Source organism: Duncaniella sp., assembly GCF_029054785.1.
Taxonomy (GTDB): domain Bacteria; phylum Bacteroidota; class Bacteroidia; order Bacteroidales; family Muribaculaceae; genus Duncaniella.
In genome coordinates, this window is sequence record NZ_JAIDEN010000158.1 from 1 (window position 1) to 16659 (window position 16659).

Consider the following 16659-nt stretch of genomic DNA (forward strand, 5'->3'; position numbering starts at 1 on the left):
TATAGCTCAGTTGGTTAGAGCACCTGACTCATAATCAGGGAGTCCTTGGTTCAAGCCCAAGTGGGACCACAACTTGACAATCAAGCAGTTACGAAACAAATCGTAGCTGCTTTTTCTTTTGCCCAACCTTATATAATAAAATAATAAATAGGTTTAGGTTTATCCGGACATATATAAAGCCCGAACCAAACCCAATTGACAACCGAAGAATCATTTGGAGTATATCTATCTCCGCTTACCAAAGTCATTGAATTGGAAAACGTGATACAAAAAAACGGGAATATAGTAATTCTGCAAAAAAAGCACACAATGATACAATCGTTTTTTTGCAGGTTCACAGATTCTTATAGTTATGAATGGACTTTTGTAATTCCGGATCCATCATTAAAAACTATTTTTGAAGAATAAGCAACTCTTTGAGTATGTTTTACTTTTAACTTCATGAAATCTTTATAGCTCTTTCCGGTAAAAATCAAATTGTTCGGCGGTCAGTCGCCGCAGCTGTCAAGGCCGAGCTGGACGATTTCGCCTTCGTTGTCGTCATCTCTGACGGCACATTCAGGAGGGGTCGGGATGCGTCGGATGATTCGGGCGGGGTTGCCTGCCACGAGGGTGTCCGGCGGGACATCTTTTGTCACGACGCTTCCGGCGCCGACCACACTGCGGCTGCCGATTGTGACTCCGGGACAGATCACAGCGCCTCCTCCGATCCAGCAGTCTTCTCCGATGGTCACGGGATAGGCGTATTCCCGATTCTCCCTGCGGTCAATGTAGTCCATCGGATGATGGGGCGTGTAGATCCTGACGTCAGGGCCGATCAGCGTATGAGCGCCGATGGTGATGAAGGCGCCGTCAAGGAAGGTGCAGTTGGCGTTGATGAATACATGTTCGCCCAGCCGGATGCCGTGACCGTGATCGCAATGAAACGGAGGACAGATGACTGATGTCGACGGGATGCCGGGTACAAGGTCTTCAAGCAGTTCGCGGTAGCCTCGGTCATAGGTGCTCATCGTGCGCATTTTAGCCAACAGTTTTTTGGCATGGATAAAACTCTCCTGCAATTCAGGCTTCGACATATCGGCAAGCAGGCCGCTACGCATTCTGTCAATTTCGTTCATCGCAATTCGTTTTTTTAATATTTAAGTAACTTCCAAAGATTAAACCGACTAAAGAACCTGCCGGTTCATTTGACGAGTGCGGCATAGACGGCTGCCGAGATCTCGGCTATCGCTTTAGCAGCCTCAGTCTCGGAGCCGTGAAAGTCCTTGACAAGTACGGCAAGCGAGTAGTGGCGTCCGTCAGGGAGGGTGACAAAGGCCACATCGTTGTGGGCCGAGAGCATTCCGTTTTCATCCCTGAAGCCCGATCCGGTCTTGTGGGCTACCGTCACACCGTCTTTGCCGGCCAATGGCGCCACAATCCGGTCGGTCCCGGTACGGCATTCGCCCAAGGTGGTGCAGATGAAATCGCGGTTGAGGGGACAGACGGTGCTGTCATTGAAGAAGCGGTCGATCAGCATGGCAGCTCCAAGAGGCGAAGAGCAGTTCTCATAGCATCTGGAATGATCGGACCACATTTCGGCTTCGGTCACGGCAAGGCGGAAACTTTCGCGCGGGATCAGAGTGGCAACGCAGCTGTCAGTCTCAGCGACCGAACGGATTGTCTCAAACATGTAGTTGCTCGCATTGTTGTCGCTCTGCATGAGGGTGTAGCGCAGGAGTTCGCGCACGGGCAAAACGATCTGTCTGCCGGTGTGGTCTTTCAGCATCGGCGACCATGTCTCAGGGTTGAGCGAGGATGAACTGATGGTCACGACGGAGTCAAGCGAAAGGCCCTGGCGCTCAAAAAGGTCACACAAGGCTATTGCCTGATGGAACTTGAACACACTCATCAGAGGATATTTGACTTCGTTGTTGACCGCGAGCGTATCGCCCTCGCCTGTCAGAAGGGCTATGCCGACTTCTCCGGAATATTTCGCGGCGATATTCTCCAGCGAGTCTTTCAGGCATCCGATTTCCGCGGCGCGCGACTCGGCCTCACTCTCCTGACGAGCCGAGGATTTCGAACAAGAGGACAGAAGAGCGATCCCTGAAAGCATCGCAATATAGAAAAATCGTTTCATGGGCTGTATCATTAATATAGCTGTATCATTAATAGATGTGTTATACCATATAATATATCCGGACACAAAGATAGCAAAATTTCTCAGTTGTCAGGCCCCAAAGTCAGCACCGTTTTGCAATAACTTGCCTGTCCATGTTGTCCGTTTGGCAAATACATCCGATTTTCTTATTTTTGTGAATCATCCTGACATTCATAATCACATAAACACCACCAACATGTCACGCTTCTCACTCTTTCTGCTCACTCTTATGACGTGCATGCAATGGACATCCGCATCCGCCAACGACTGGGAAAATCCTGAAGTCTTCGCCATCGGGCGCGAACCGGTCCGCGCGACTGCCTTCCCGTTTGCCAGTGTCGCTGAGGCACTGAAAGGAGACTATGAATCTTCGCCCTATTTCTTAAGTCTGAACGGGCGGTGGGCTTTCAGATTCTCACCGCGGCCTGACCGGCGACCTGTGGATTTCTACAAACCGACAGCCGATGTCGCTGACTGGGACTCCATCCCGGTGCCTTCCAACTGGGAAATGCTTGGCTACGGCACTCCGATCTATACGAACATAACCTATCCATTTCCCAAGAACATCCCATTCATAGACCATGCGGACAATCCGGTCGGGTCTTACAGGCGATCATTCACCCTGCCTGCCGAATGGACCGGGCGTCAGATTATACTCCATTTTGACGGATCGACAGCCGGGATGTATGTCTGGATCAACGGCCAGAAAGTCGGATATGTGCAAAGCACAAAGAATCCGGCGGAGTTCAACATCACGGAATATGTCGAGCCGGGGCGAAACGATATCGCCTGTGAGGTCTACCGCTGGACCGACGGATCCTATCTCGAAGACCAGGATTTCTGGCGTCTTTCCGGAATTGACCGTGATGTCTATCTCTATTCCACCTCACAGCAACGTATTTTCGATTTTTTCGCCAACGCTGATCTTGACCACAATTACCGCAACGGCAGACTCACGCTTGAGACAGTGTTGAAAAACTACACCCGGACTCCAGTCGACACAAAACTGGAAACCTCACTCTATGACGCCGGAGGCCGACAGATCTTCCGGGCCACAACGGCACGAGAGATCGCAGCCGCGTCAGTCTCGACAGACACTTCGGAAATCACGATCAAAAATGTCAGAAAATGGAGCTGCGAGGATCCCTATCTCTACACCCTTGTACTGACGCTCCGGACCGCTGACGGAAAGATCGCCGAAGTGACCTCATCACGCATCGGATTCCGCAAAGTCGAAATAAAGGAAAGCCAACTGCTTGTCAACGGCAAGCCTCTGGAAGTCCACGGAGTCAACCTGCATGAACATCATCAGAGGACAGGTCATGTGGTGGACCGCGAAACAATGATGGAGGACATCCGCACCATGAAGCGCCACAACATCAATGCCGTGCGCACAAGCCACTATCCGCAGTCGCCGCTCTGGTATGACCTGTGTGACATCTACGGAATCTATCTTGTCGACGAAGCCAACATCGAGGCCCACGGAATGGGTTCGGCGCCGTGGGACAGGATAGACCATCATCCCGCCCGGCTTCCGGAATGGAAAGCCGCGATACTTGACCGCGAGATCTCGCTTGTCGAGCGTGACAAGAACCATCCGAGCGTGATCATCTGGTCACTCGGCAACGAATGCGGCAACGGAGAGAATTTCCATGAAGGCTACCGCCGGATCAAACAGCGCGACCGCTCGCGTCCGGTCCAGTTCGAACAAGCCGGCGAGGACAGCAATACGGACATCGTCTGCCCGATGTATCCGTCAATCGGCAAAATGAAAGAGTATGCGGGACGAAAAAATCCGGGACGCCCTTATATAATGTGTGAATACGCTCACGCAATGGGCAACAGCACGGGCAATTTTCAGGAGTATTTCGACATCATCCGCCGTTCGCCACAGATGCAAGGCGGCTTCATCTGGGACTGGGTGGATCAGGGATTGCTCACAAAAGATGAAAACGGTGCGGAATACTGGGCCTATGGCGGAGACTTCGGCGCTTACAACTATCCACATGATGAAAATTTCTGTCTAAACGGCCTCGTGCAACCTGACCGCAGCCCTCATCCGGGTCTGGCAGAGGTGAAAAAAGTATATCAGGACATCCGCTTCTCAGCCATAGATCCGGCAGGAGGTGTGATCAGTGTAGAGAACCATTTCCACACCCGCAACCTGCGCGACTATGATCTGCGCTGGGTGTTGCTGATGAACGGCGTGGCAACTGACTCCGGCACCATCACCACCGATATTCCTGCCGGTTCACAAAAGACAATCCGCATCCCGATCAAAAGCATCGGTCAGGAATCCACAAACGAATATTGTCTGTCGGTCTATGCCTACACGACCAAGGATGATGGAATCATACCCGGCGGATATGAAGTGGCCCGCGAACAGTTTCTGCTGAACCCCGACCGGCCCAAAGAGCCAGAAGCAAAGCCCAATCTCACGGCTCCGAAAGTAAGAAAAGAAGAGGGACGGATGACGGTCAGCTGCGCCAACGGAGTCACGGCTGTCTTCGACACCCGAAAAGGGGAACTCATCAGCTATACGGCCAACGGGCACCGACTGACGGTCTCCGGCCCGGAACCGTCGTTCTGGCGCGCACCGACGGACAACGACTGGGGCAACGGAATGCAGCGAAGGGCAAATGTCTGGCGCTATGCCGCTGACAACAGGCGAGTGAAAAGTGTAGAGACCGGTACTGCCGAGGGTTGCCCAACTGTAAAGACTGTCTACCGGCTTCCGGACGTACAGTCAGACTACATTGTCGAATACCGTATCGAATCTGACGGCGAAATCGAAGTAAAGGCATCATGGCAGCCTGAAAACGCAGACGTACCGGAACTGATGCGCTTCGGAATGCGCCTGGATCTGCCCGGATCAATGGAGAATTTCAGATGGTATGGCCGCGGCCCCGGAGAGAACTATCCTGACCGCAAGAGTGCATCTTTTATCGGCATCTGGGAAGGCAAAGTCGCCGACCAGTACTATCCCTACATCCGGCCGCAAGAGACAGGCAACAAGACCGATGTGCGCTGGGCCACGCTGACAGACAGTTCAGGCTATGGAGTGAAGATAAGCGCCCCAAAGGAAGCACTCAACGTCAGCGCTCTTGACGTCCTTCCTGAAGATCTCGATCCGGGAATGAAAAAACATCAGATGCACGCCTGCGATGTACGCCATCACCATGACCGCACTTTTCTCTACATAGATCTCGCGCAACGAGGACTCGGAGGGGACAACAGCTGGGGAGCAGCGCCGCACTCCGAATTCAGACTATATCCCCAAAATTACAGTTTCAGCTTCACACTCTCACCTGTCGAACCTTGAAAGAGGCAGGATAACACCCGATACTACATTCACCCCGCTTCACCCAGACTTTTACTGTCGGATGAAACGGGGTGAATGTCTTATTTTAAATTTTCAGATAGTTTCAGGTAGTTTCAGATATTTTTACACAAAAAATTTAGGCTAAAAGCCTATTCTCACCTTGAAACGGCGCGGCTCAGCAGCCCGACGATCCATAGGAGAAATATCGCACCGATCACCGATGTGATCAGACTGCCGATGATTCCCGCCGCCGTGATGCCCAGCAATCCGAACAGCCAACCGCCAAGCACACCGCCGATTATGCCGACAATCAGGTTAACGACGATGCCGAAGCCGCCCCCTCGCATCAACTTACCGGCAACAAATCCGGATACAATTCCGATGATGATATACCATAAAAAATTCATGACTCATAAATATTAGTGGGTTTGTAACATGCTATTCCAACGAACATCCAATCTCTTTGGTTCAGCATCGGCAGTCTGCACGACCGCCACAGGCCCGGAAGAAGTCTCCGGAATGGAGATTTTTTAGCTCTGAAGTTGCTTTATATATAATATATATTATTAATTTTGTGGCCTCGCTAAAACACTGTCATGAAAAGCACACCGGCAGAGATCTGAAATATTGTTACAAATCACAGCAGATTGTAACATTTTTGTAATCTTTATTTTTCACACACAAACCACTACAAGCCAGTTATTTAACTGTAATTGTAACAACTTTGTCATCAAATTAACATATTTTTACATTAAATTTCTGAATATTCCGCTCCCAGGCAGTAATTTTGAAGTGTCAAACAAAACAAGCCACTGACAATCTATCGAAATCAACAACTCTCCAACACTAATAAAAAAACGCTTCAATTATGGGAACTCAGGAATTTCAGAACAAGCTTATGAGCCTTCAGAGCAACCTTCTCAACTTTGCGTACATGCTCACGTCAAACCGTGACAACGCTTACGACCTGTTACAGGACACCACCCTGAAGGCCCTCGACAACGAAAGCAAGTATGTGGACAACACCAACTTCAAGGGTTGGGTTTTCACCATCATGCGCAACATCTTCATCAACAACTACCGTCGTGTAGCACGTTCAGCAACCGTCATCGACCAGACTGAAGATCTCTATCACCTGAACCTCTCTCAGGATTCAGGCCTTGAGACTCCAGAAGGCTCTTTCGGCGCCAACGAGATCACAGATGCAATCAACGCATTCCCCGATGAATACCGCATCCCCTTCTCAATGCACGTTGCAGGCTACAAGTACAATGAAATAGCAGAGAAGATGAATCTCCCCCTCGGCACTATCAAAAGCCGCATCTTCTTCGCACGCAAAAAACTCCAGACTCAGTTTGCCGACTATCGTTAAACCGGGAAAACTGACTGCATCCGGGGACTAAAGACCCGGCGTCATACAATAAAAAACTATTTTGTAGAGATTAAGTTTCATGTTTCAACTATAACCCGTTTCCAGTACAAAGGTAAAATTAAATAAGGTAATAAATAAGATTGGTTTAATACGGAAACAATTTTAAGGTATTGATTTGAACACACTAAAGTCCGCCACGAAGTGATTTCGCCGGCGGACTTGCTTTTTTTGATCGTGATAAGAGAGGTTAGTGAGCTGTCCTGACACCACGGCCCCACCCATGTGACAAAAGAATCTCCGCGGAAAGATGTGCCTGTTAAACATCTGTCCACGGAGATTCCCGACCTAAAGACTCCTTTTTTGCCTCAGCGGAGAATGTAAAGGAGTTTTTTATCCTGATGAGCTGAATTTTTTCTTCAGCGGATGAGAAAAAGAATGTGTCATTCTGCTGTCAGAAGAAGCACTCGCGAGCCCCATTCGGTGCGCCGGTCCTTGTCGACATTATATCCTACCGGCATTTCCAAACCATTGTCCATCAGATAGCGGCCTGAAAAGACTTTACCTTCATATTTAAGCGGCTTGTTGTCGATGCGGTTGATTTCACGGACCTTATAGTTCCTGTCTGGATCGAGTCCGGCCATTGTGACACGCGGAAGCTGCTGGTTGCGGAAGGCTTCGGTCTTCCACCAGAAATAGACAGCCTTGTCCTTATTGGGAGTGGCATAGAGCAAGGAGGCAACTCCCAAACCGTCATAAGGTGACTGGAGACGGTAAATGTCGCCCTGCTGAACAATCGGGCGGATCTCCTTATATTCTTCGATCGCTTTGCGGCACTGCTCCCTTTCGGCCTTGGACATGTCGCGCGGCTGGATTTCCATGCCGAGGCGACCGCTCATGGCCACATCGGTGCGATATTTCAAGGGCATCGTGCGGTAAGTCTGATGATTCGGCGTGGCGCTGATGTGGGAGGCCATAGCCACTGCGGGGAAGAAATAGCTGGTGCCCCACTGCATGTAGACTCTCTGCAATGCGTCGGTGTTGTCGCTGACCCAGAATTCGTCGAACCAGGGGAGCACTCCGTAGTTGGCCCTGCCGCCACCGCTCGCACAGGCCTGGATTGTCAGATCGGGATACTTCTGACGGATGCGGTCAAGGACCTTGGCGAAGCCTTTGTGATAGTCGATATAAAGATGGCTCTGGTTATCGGCTGAAAGATACTGCGAGCCGTGGCTGCGGATGGACATGTTGGCATCCCATTTGATGTAGTCGATATCGGGATATTTTGTCATCAGAGTGTCAACCACGTTGAAGACAAGATCCTGGACTTCGGGATTGGAGAGATCGAGCACAAGCTGTGTGCCGCCGCGTCCGTAGACATGGTCGCGGTGAGTCGGGCGGATCACATATTCCGGATGGGCAGCATAAAGCTCGCTCTTCGAATTGGTCATTTCCGGCTCGATCCAGATGCCGAATCTGATCCCATGCTTTTTGGCCGCGTCAATAAGACCCTGTATGCCGTTGGGGAGCTTGCGGGTATCGACAGTCCAGTCGCCAAGGCCCTGTGTAGCGTTGTCGCGCGGATATTTGACGCCAAACCAGCCGTCGTCCATGACAAACAACTCACCGCCCATCGACGAGATGTCGGCCATCATTTTCTCCATTCCGGCCTCTTCGATATCGAAATAGACACCTTCCCAACTGTTGAGGAGGATCTTGCGGAGATCGTTACCGTGGGCAAGTTTGTGGTTTCGCCCCCAGCGATGGAAGTGGCGGCTCACCCCGCTCATGCCTTCGCTGCTGTATGTGAAAGCCAGAGGAGGAGTGGCGAAGATCTCGCCTTTCTTAAGATGATATTCCGAGTTGTCCTCGTTTATGCCCGCGAAAAAGCGGTGATAGTCGGTCTCATCGGTATCTATGACCAGTTTGTAGTTTCCGCTGTAACAGAGCGCGGCACCGATCACACGGCCATCGTTCTCGCGGGGCTTGCCGTCGAGCGAAAGCATGAGTTCGGCATGGGCGGTGTGGGAATTGCGGACACCGTCACGGTTTTTGATCACCCGCATCCCGTGGGTCAGTGGCGAGCAGTCGACACGCCCCTCATTGCCCCATGAGCCGTAAAGCTGCGAGAGCCAGACATTGCCGTAGCGCACAGGCAGACAGCCGGAAGCAAAACGGTCGAGGGTTACAGTCCCTTTTTCCTGATGTGAAATCTCAGTCCACGTCTCAATGACATCCTCTCCCGGATAGGTCCGGTAGCTGACATCGACAGTAAAGGGATAGTAGGCATCGCGCAAGCGGACGGTGGTGATTTCAGACTCCTTGTCTTTCCGGGTTGAGGTGCTTTCCACCTTAAGGTCAAGGGTCATGTTGCCGTCGGAGTGGACTGCGCTCAGGGCAGCCTCACGGGTGGCGTCAAGACCATAGGCCGGATAGGCATCAGCGGCAGGCGATCCGGCAGCTTTCAGATTTTCGGCATCAGTCCCTGAGATGCGGCCTCCGTAATAGAGGAACTTGAGCATTTTGCCCTTTTCGGCATCCAGCACCAGTGAAGTCGACGGAGTGTCGATCCGGATAATCTCGGCATAGGCGCTAAACGAAAATCCAAAAATGAGCGACGCCATCAAGGAGGCGGATTTAATTGCCTTGTGTTTCATGTGGTATAGATGTAATTCTAAGATATGATTGTGTTATCTATTACTGAAGTCGGCTCTGCTTCTGGCTTCAAGCAGAAGCTCTCCGAACTCAAAAATGCTCTTGGCTGTTATGTCAGGCATCGGATCGGAGGCCAGGGCTGTTTCGAGAGTAGTCTCGCCCGAAAGCACCAGAACTCCGAGAGCACCTGCATTGCGGGCCATAGCGACATCGGTGTAGATGCGGTCGCCGCACATCGCAATTTCATCAGCCTCAAGTCCGTAGCGGTGACGTATGCCGGAAAGCATGTCGGGATTGGGCTTGCCGATGACAAGATCGGGCTTGCGGCCTGTGGCATGCTCTATTGCACAGCAGATAGAACCGCAGTCGACAAGCACTGTCGGCTGATCGGTCGGGCAGACGCGGTCCGGATTGGTCGCTATGTAGGGAACACCCTGCGAGGCAAGCCATGAAGCATGGCACAGGCGCTGATACTCCAGAGTGGTGTCAAACGCGACCACCAGAGCGTCAGGCAGACAGTCAGTCTCAACAGGGGCGATCTCAAAGCCTGCCGCTTCAAACTCGGCAAGCATGCTGGGGGTTCCGAGAGCGAAGATCTTTCTGACATGAGGCATTTCGGCCCTCAGATAGTCGATCGTGGCCACAGCCGTAGTGTACATTTTCTCCGGCTCCACCTCGATACCGAGTTTTTTGAGTTTGGCAAGATAGTCGGCGATGCTTCGCGTCGGATTGTTGGTCAGAAATGAGTAACCAATGCCGTTGGCGGCGAGCATGTCAAGAAATGAGCGTGTGTAGGGGAAAAGAGTCGCGCCCATATAGATTGTCCCATCCATGTCAAGAGCCACATGGCGCACCCGGCGGCAGGCAGCCATAAGGCTGTCGCGATCGAGCGGGGAAATATAAGTCTCACAGGATACGGGAGTCTGTCCGGTCGTTTTCATGACATTTAAGAGGGTATTTCATAACAAGAGTTAAAATCTGAGCGAAAGTTTTGAGATGAAGAGCCATAGGCGCCCAAAACTTTCGTAGGCGATGGTACTATATTTTCTTTTTTTAATAATTTCATGGTTGAGACTTTTTAAAGTTACCTGAGCCTTGGTGTCTCTTTTGCTAAATTGTTGAAATTCGGCAGTCGCATAGCTCGCTATGCTCCTTTCTCATTTACAACAATTTATCTAAAAGATACACCACTCAGATTTTAACTCCTGTTATGAAACACACTCTAAGAATTACTTGTTGTTTTCAATCGAATTCTGCTCTTCATAGAATCTGTTGCTACGCGCATAGCCGTCGCGCGGGGCCATCCACATGGAGATAAATGTCAGGGCGCCGAGGATTCCGACACCGATAATGATGTAGAAAACCATATTCCATCCCCAGCGGTCGGCCACGATACCGATGCCGATGGCAGAGACGAACGATCCGAAATAGCCGAAGATGCCGGCAAGACCGTTGGCAGTGGCCGAGGCCTCTTTGGTTGCATGATTGGCCGAGGCGATGCCGATCAAGGCCTGGGGGCCGTAGATGAAAAAGCCCGCCATTGCAAGGAAAATCGTAGAGACAATGATCGGAAGATCGGGGAACATGATGAAAATTCCCATGAAGATAACTGCAAAAGCCATGCAGACGAAACACATCCGATGAGCCTTGCCGTGGAAGATATGGTCTGTCGCCCATCCGGCAAAGATTGTACCGACGATGGCGAAGATTTCAAACGCGCCCACCGACCATGCGGCATCCTCGATTGACATGTTGCGGGCTTCGGTGAGGAATTTCGGACCCCAGTCGAGAATGCCCATGCGCATGACATAGACAAAGATGTTGGCAATGCAGAGAGTCCAGATCCAGCGGTTGGTCCACACCATAGCTTTCAGGAACTTGCCGCGCGAGGGAGTCTTTTCGCCCTGAGCCTCCGACTTGCCGGTCTGTGTGCCGGGCAGCTCCGGAAGTCCGACAGAACGCGGGTCGTCACGGAGGCCGACATAGAGCCACAAGGCACCGCAGACTGCCAGACAGGCAGGAATCCAGAAACACCATTTCCAGGCATCCCAGTGGGTGGCATAGCTGAGAATGGTCTTCATGTGCTCGCTGTTGGAGGGATCGAGGTTCAGGTTTGCCGCGATCGTGCTGATGATCTCAGGATTGTCACTGAGGTCACGTCCCATCGAACCCATGATATAGCCGCAGACCACCACGGCGGCCGCCGCACCGATGGAATGGGAAGTGTTCCAGATGGACATCTTCGTGGCCAGCTGTGAAGGATGGATCCACGAAGGGAGCAGACGGGCGCAGGGCGGATAGCCCACACCCTGGAAATACTGGTTGAGCACGATGGTCACGGCCATCAGCATGATGAGCATGTTGATGAAATCAGGACCGCTGTCAACACCGGTGATCCAGGAACTTATGTTGACTCCAAAACCAAACATGAAGTTGGATGCGGCACAGAGCAGAAGCCCAAGCGCCATTATCACACGGGCGCTGAAACGATCGACAACAAATCCGTTGATGAAGCGCGAAAGGCCATAGATCAGCGATCCGATGCCGATGACAATGCCGAAGCTTGTGTTGGAGATGCCATACTGGGCTGTGAGACCGGGCATGGCAATCGAAAAGTTTTTTCTGACAAAATAATAGATGGCATAACCGATCATGGAGACTACGATGGTTCGCATCTGCCACGATTTGAAGCGCTTGACCACTTCAGGTTTCCAGCCGGCATAGATGTTTTCAGACGACATATACGATAATGAATGGTTTTAGAATTTCAGGTTGTTGTTTAATAAGCAGTGGGTCAAAACGTGAAAAAATTCAGACTCCTATATATAAATAACCGCCGGAATGGCTGTTTTATTTTACGCCGTTTGCTTTCATGGTAGCCTCGACGTCAAGAGCCTCGGCAAGTATTGTCACTGGATTTTCAACTTTCACACCGGTACTCATCTCAATCTGCCATTTGCAGGTCTCGCAGTCAGTGGCCACCAGATCGACTCCGGCCTCGATGATGCGGTCAAAAAGTTCGCGGCCTATTGCCTGGGAATAGGCATAGTTCTCTTTCTTGAATCCGTAGGTTCCGGCAATGCCGCAGCAGGATGATTCAAGGGGGACAAGCGTCAGACCGGGAATGCTTCTGAGAAGCGAGACCGAATGGATCGCCCAGCCAAGTTTCTGCATGTGGCAGGGAGTGTGGTAGGTGATGCGCTTGCGGTAGTCCTTACGGAACACGAGTTTCACTTTCCCCTCGTCGACAAGGCGGTTAAGAAAGGCCGTGGCCAGGAGTATGTTGTCGCGGATGTCGGCATTTTCGACATCGAGCAGATGGGGATATTCGTCACGGATGGTAAAAACACAGGTCGAGCTGGTGGCTATGACCGGCATTCCTTTCGCGACTGATTTTCTCATGGACGAGATGTTGAGCTGAGCATCGCGCCGGGCCTCGTCGACCATTTTGTTGGCGATCTTCGCCACTCCGCAACAACGCTCTTTCTCAAGGAGATTGACACCGTATCCGATGGCGTTCATCAGCTTGACGAAGTCCTGACCGAGAGACGGGTTGTTGTAGTTCACGAAGCAGCCGTGGAAATATGACAGCTGGGATGCAAAGCGGGTCTGGTCAGGAGCTTTACGGCGCATCCACTTTTCAAAAGTGGTCGAGGTATAAGTCGGGAAGTTGCGGTGATGGTCAATGCCGAGCGTCAGATCCATGACACTTTTGGTCAGAGGAAGTTTCAGCGCCGTGTTGACAATGAATGACATTGACGTGGCCATTTTTCCCATGAAATCAGTGCTCGCAAGCATGCGGTCGCGCACCGAGACAGCGCGTTTGTCATATTTCAGACGCGCCGTCTGGATAATATCGCCGATCTTCACGTTGGACGGACAGGCAACCTCACAGCGCTTGCAGTTGAGACAGTATTTCAGCGCCGCATCATAGAACTCAGGATTTTTAAGACGGTAACGCTCTCCGTCGGGACCGGCCTGTTTCGGTCCGGGATAATCGGGATTGACAGCCAGCACCGGACAATAAACCGTACAGATCGTACACTTTATGCACTGTTCGAGATTGTTGGGGCTGATATTCTTTACTTGATATTCCATCTTCAGAGAGTGTTAGAGGTTGCAATGATGTTGCGTGCTACCTGGAGAGCCGAAAGAATGGCCACACCGCCGCCCGAACCCTCGCGTATCGGATTGGTGCCGCCGAGAATAGCTCCTACGGCATAGACATTGGAGGCAGGCACACCGTTGAAGGTCACATGAAAATTTCTGTCGGTTGTAACACCGAACTGCATATAGGGCTGATTGTCAAAAATGCTCTTTCCGCACCACTGCGAACGGTCTGACGGCGCCTCGACATCGGCTCCAAGCACCGGTTCGTAGATTCTGTCAGGCTCTGCTACAAGTCCCTGGCTGAAGAAACTTCCGGTAGCAAGGATGAAATTATCGGCCTGGAGACTCATGCCGCTGAGGTTTGCGGTCTCGATCTCTTTCAGAGTGGAACCTTCCATGTAGCCGCGGGTAACGTTGTCGCCGAGAAAATAGGTGCCGCCAAGCTGCTCGAAATACCTGCGCAGACGGATCTGCGAGCGCATTCCGCAGACAGACATCGGCAGGACAGGCACACAGAGCAATTTGGGACGCACCATCGAACGCAGTTCCCGGATGGGAAGCTCGGAGTCAATCCCGACAACCGCCGGCATGAAAACAACATCAGAATCACCGGCGGCTCTGTTGATTTCCGAAGCAAGCATTTCCAGGACAGGGCCTTTCAGCACCTTTGCGATAGCCGCCGCGCGCATCTCCGACGAGTTTTTGCGCAGACGCTCAAGCGCCGGAAGAGAGATAGTGGCAAAATCGCATGGCAGATTGTGCTTTTTCAATCCGTCGGCAAGAAAGCCAGGAAGGAAATCAAGATAGCCTTTGAAATTTATGATCGTAGCCTTTCGCCATCCGATCTCCGCAGGATCCTCACATGTGGCATAGTCGTCCATAGTCAGCCATGACGGCTCGCAGAGGCCCAGCGGGGTCAGCCGGTAATGATTTTTCGACGCATCGCCGACAAAGGTCAGACCGGCATCGGAAAAGATCCGCTTTGCCTCGTCGGCAAGTGACGGAATGGCCTCCACTCCGATCTTGGAATAGGGATGACCGGAGGGCAGGGAGCCGATAGCCTCAAGGGGATTGACCAGCTCCTTGCCGTCGGCATGGCTGAGAAGCCCGAAAGATCCGGAATAAAAATGCAGGGCGCTCTGGCCTGAGGAAATTATGGCTACTTTGCGGCCGCTGCGCGAGAGTCTGACTCCCGCCATCAGCCCGCTCAGGCCTCCGCCTATTATAATGGTATCGTATTTCATCTGATTTCTGACTTTTCTGTTGTTTCACACTCGCACTCCTCTTCATCAGGCGACAGGCCGCAGACTCCGCGGTAGAGCCACGCCATAAACTGCGCCTCGACAAGAGTCTGACCCCAGGCCACCGGCATCATGCCTTTCCACCGCTCGTTGATGAAACTTGCCAGATCCCGGAGAGCAGCCGGAGGATTGCCCGTCTCATCTCTCAGAATGGCAGCCGCGCGACATGCGCAAAGACCGCCCTGACAGGTACCCATCCCCATGCGTGTGCGCCGCCGCAGATTGATCAGGCTGTCAGCATGGAGCTTTTTGATGGCATATTTGATCTCTCCGACCGACACCTGCTCGCACTCGCAGACAAGAGCGTCGTCCTCGTCAGCGTTATAGCTGATTTCAGCACTCTTTGTTCCGTGGCGTCCCTGGGCGGCTTTCTGATCAGTGCTCAGTTCGATTATATGCGATTTGCGTTTCTTTCCGGCATCGTCGGTGCGCGGCTGATCCGAGCCGGGGAGCGGAATTTCAGCCGTCCGGCATTTCCTGCCCTCAATACCGAGTTTGCGGCAGGCCATGTCCGTGGCCCACTCGGCCATCAGACGGTAAGTCATCAGCTTGCCGCCGGAAATGGTGATCATGCCCTCGATGCCGTCACGCTTGGCATGGTCCATGCAGACTATGCCTCGGCTGATGCTTCGTCCTGACGGGTCATCGTCAGAAGCAATCAGAGGTCTGACTCCGGCATAGGCTCTGAGAATACGGGTGTAGGCAAGGCAGGGGGCTATTTTTATGCCCTCGCGCAACAACACATCGACCTCCTCGCCGGTCACGTCCATGCGGTCGACCTGATCGAGAGGAATTCGGCTTGAAGTGGTTCCGATGAGGGAAATCGTGTCACCAGGCACAAGAATATCGGCATCCGCAGGTTTGCGGCAGCGGTTGATGACGACATTGTTGACTCTGTGGCCAAAAATCAGCAACGCGCCTTTGGCCGGAAACATGTTGACCTTTATTCCGGCCATCGCACAGATGCGCTGCCCCCAGATGCCGCCGGCATTTATGACAAGCGATGAGCGCACCTGAAACTTCTGGCCCGTGCGCTGCTCGCGGAGTTCGACGCCGGTGACGCGTCCGGATTCCTGCAACAGATCTGTCACCTCATGATAGGTCAGAATGTCGGCTCCGTGTTCGCGGGCGTCCATGACGTTGGCCGTTGTCAGACGGAAAGGGTCAATCGCGCCGTCGGGCACTCTGACAGCGCCGATGATGTCCTTATTGACCGCAGGCTCCATCATGATGGCCTGGGCCGGATCTATCACCTCGGCGTTGATGCCGGCTTTCAGACAGGATTCAACAAAATTTTTCTGATAGCCCAGATCGTCCTCCGGAAGAGTCACGAACAAGCCTCCGGTTTCCTCCACACAATGGCGGGCGATATGCCGCAGAATCATGTTTTCCTTTATACATTCGCTTGCAGATTCCTGATCTGTGACGGCATAGCGTGCACCGCTGTGGAGCAGGCCGTGGTTACGACCGGTAGCACCGGCCGTAAAGTCAAAGCGCTCTACAAGCAGGACGGAAAGTCCGCGCATCGCACAGTCACGTGCGGTACCGGCACCGGTAGCACCGGCACCGATCACTATAACGTCATAGTGTTCTTTACAGTGATTCTTATTCATGGATTTCAACCGGGATTTTCAAGAAGAGAAGATTTGTTTGCGGATAATTTCGATTGACTTTCGAAATATTTCGTTTTTATTTCGCAACAAAAGTATAAATCTTTTATTAAAAACCAAAATATTTTTACGACGACAAATGTTAAAAC

Annotated in this window: 10 protein-coding genes, 1 tRNA gene and 1 pseudogene; 3 read left to right on the plus strand and 9 right to left on the minus strand. The window is 52.0% G+C overall.

Annotated features, from left to right (window positions below):
- Positions 1 to 69 (plus strand) — tRNA-Met (locus tag K2H17_RS09720).
- A gap of 506 nt (positions 70 to 575) precedes the next feature.
- Here K2H17_RS09720 and K2H17_RS09725 read toward each other — a convergent pair.
- Positions 576 to 1118: pseudogene (locus K2H17_RS09725) on the minus strand (sugar O-acetyltransferase); the annotation flags it as partial.
- Between the two features lie 65 nt (positions 1119 to 1183).
- Positions 1184 to 2122, minus strand: coding sequence for a class A beta-lactamase (bla, locus tag K2H17_RS09730; protein WP_300134179.1), 939 nt, complete (start codon positions 2120 to 2122; stop codon positions 1184 to 1186).
- 217 nt (positions 2123 to 2339) lie between these two features.
- Between bla and K2H17_RS09735 the strand changes: the two genes are divergently transcribed.
- Positions 2340 to 5465: a glycoside hydrolase family 2 TIM barrel-domain containing protein gene (locus tag K2H17_RS09735; protein WP_300134182.1), complete on the plus strand. Its 3126-nt coding sequence runs from the start codon at positions 2340 to 2342 to the stop codon at positions 5463 to 5465.
- Positions 5466 to 5620: 155 nt separating this feature from the next.
- Here K2H17_RS09735 and K2H17_RS09740 read toward each other — a convergent pair whose 3' ends face one another.
- Positions 5621 to 5872, minus strand: a complete 252-nt coding sequence (locus tag K2H17_RS09740) for a GlsB/YeaQ/YmgE family stress response membrane protein (RefSeq protein ID WP_300134185.1) — start codon at positions 5870 to 5872, stop codon at positions 5621 to 5623.
- 461 nt (positions 5873 to 6333) lie between these two features.
- Here K2H17_RS09740 and K2H17_RS09745 point away from each other — a divergent pair, with 461 nt between their 5' ends.
- The gene (locus K2H17_RS09745; RefSeq protein ID WP_107031790.1) at positions 6334 to 6837 is read left to right on the plus strand and encodes an RNA polymerase sigma factor; all 504 of its coding nucleotides are present in this window, start codon (positions 6334 to 6336) and stop codon (positions 6835 to 6837) included.
- Between the two features lie 440 nt (positions 6838 to 7277).
- On the opposite strand, the gene K2H17_RS09750 is transcribed toward K2H17_RS09745, so the two are convergent.
- The 6 genes from K2H17_RS09750 to glpA form a co-directional block, all read right to left on the minus strand.
- Entirely contained in the window at positions 7278 to 9458 is a 2181-nt protein-coding gene (locus K2H17_RS09750) for an alpha-galactosidase (protein ID WP_300134191.1), read from the minus strand.
- 66 nt (positions 9459 to 9524) lie between these two features.
- Positions 9525 to 10361: an HAD-IIA family hydrolase gene (locus K2H17_RS09755; protein WP_300134205.1), complete on the minus strand. Its 837-nt coding sequence runs from the start codon at positions 10359 to 10361 to the stop codon at positions 9525 to 9527.
- Positions 10362 to 10718: 357 nt separating this feature from the next.
- Positions 10719 to 12230 carry an MFS transporter gene (locus K2H17_RS09760; protein ID WP_300134194.1) on the minus strand — a complete coding sequence of 504 codons (1512 nt, stop codon included), beginning with the start codon at positions 12228 to 12230 and terminating at the stop codon, positions 10719 to 10721.
- A 109-nt stretch (positions 12231 to 12339) separates the two neighbouring features.
- A complete protein-coding gene (gene glpC, locus K2H17_RS09765) occupies positions 12340 to 13587 on the minus strand; it encodes an anaerobic glycerol-3-phosphate dehydrogenase subunit GlpC (protein ID WP_300134197.1) in 1248 nt (415 codons plus the stop codon).
- Positions 13588 to 13589: 2 nt separating this feature from the next.
- Positions 13590 to 14843, minus strand: a complete 1254-nt coding sequence (gene glpB, locus K2H17_RS09770; protein ID WP_300134200.1) for a glycerol-3-phosphate dehydrogenase subunit GlpB — start codon at positions 14841 to 14843, stop codon at positions 13590 to 13592.
- A complete protein-coding gene (gene glpA, locus K2H17_RS09775; RefSeq protein ID WP_300134203.1) occupies positions 14840 to 16513 on the minus strand; it encodes an anaerobic glycerol-3-phosphate dehydrogenase subunit A in 1674 nt (557 codons plus the stop codon). The genes glpB and glpA overlap by 4 nt, the downstream gene beginning before the upstream one ends.
- Positions 16514 to 16659: the final 146 nt, after the last annotated feature.

Excerpts from the sequence above, each read along its gene's own strand:
- K2H17_RS09745 (WP_107031790.1), top strand. The coding sequence starts at position 6,334 with ATGGGAACTCAGGAATTTCAGAACAAGCTTATGAGCCTTCAGAGCAAC.
- K2H17_RS09755 (WP_300134205.1), bottom strand. The coding sequence starts at position 10,361 with ATGGCTGCCTGCCGCCGGGTGCGCCATGTGGCTCTTGACATGGATGGG.
- K2H17_RS09740 (WP_300134185.1), bottom strand. The coding sequence starts at position 5,872 with ATGAATTTTTTATGGTATATCATCATCGGAATTGTATCCGGATTTGTT.
- K2H17_RS09760 (WP_300134194.1), bottom strand. The coding sequence starts at position 12,230 with ATGTCGTCTGAAAACATCTATGCCGGCTGGAAACCTGAAGTGGTCAAG.
- glpB (WP_300134200.1), bottom strand. The coding sequence starts at position 14,843 with ATGAAATACGATACCATTATAATAGGCGGAGGCCTGAGCGGGCTGATG.
- K2H17_RS09750 (WP_300134191.1), bottom strand. The coding sequence starts at position 9,458 with ATGGCGTCGCTCATTTTTGGATTTTCGTTTAGCGCCTATGCCGAGATT.
- K2H17_RS09735 (WP_300134182.1), top strand. The coding sequence starts at position 2,340 with ATGTCACGCTTCTCACTCTTTCTGCTCACTCTTATGACGTGCATGCAA.
- glpC (WP_300134197.1), bottom strand. The coding sequence starts at position 13,587 with ATGGAATATCAAGTAAAGAATATCAGCCCCAACAATCTCGAACAGTGC.
- bla (WP_300134179.1), bottom strand. The coding sequence starts at position 2,122 with ATGAAACGATTTTTCTATATTGCGATGCTTTCAGGGATCGCTCTTCTG.
- glpA (WP_300134203.1), bottom strand. The coding sequence starts at position 16,513 with ATGAATAAGAATCACTGTAAAGAACACTATGACGTTATAGTGATCGGT.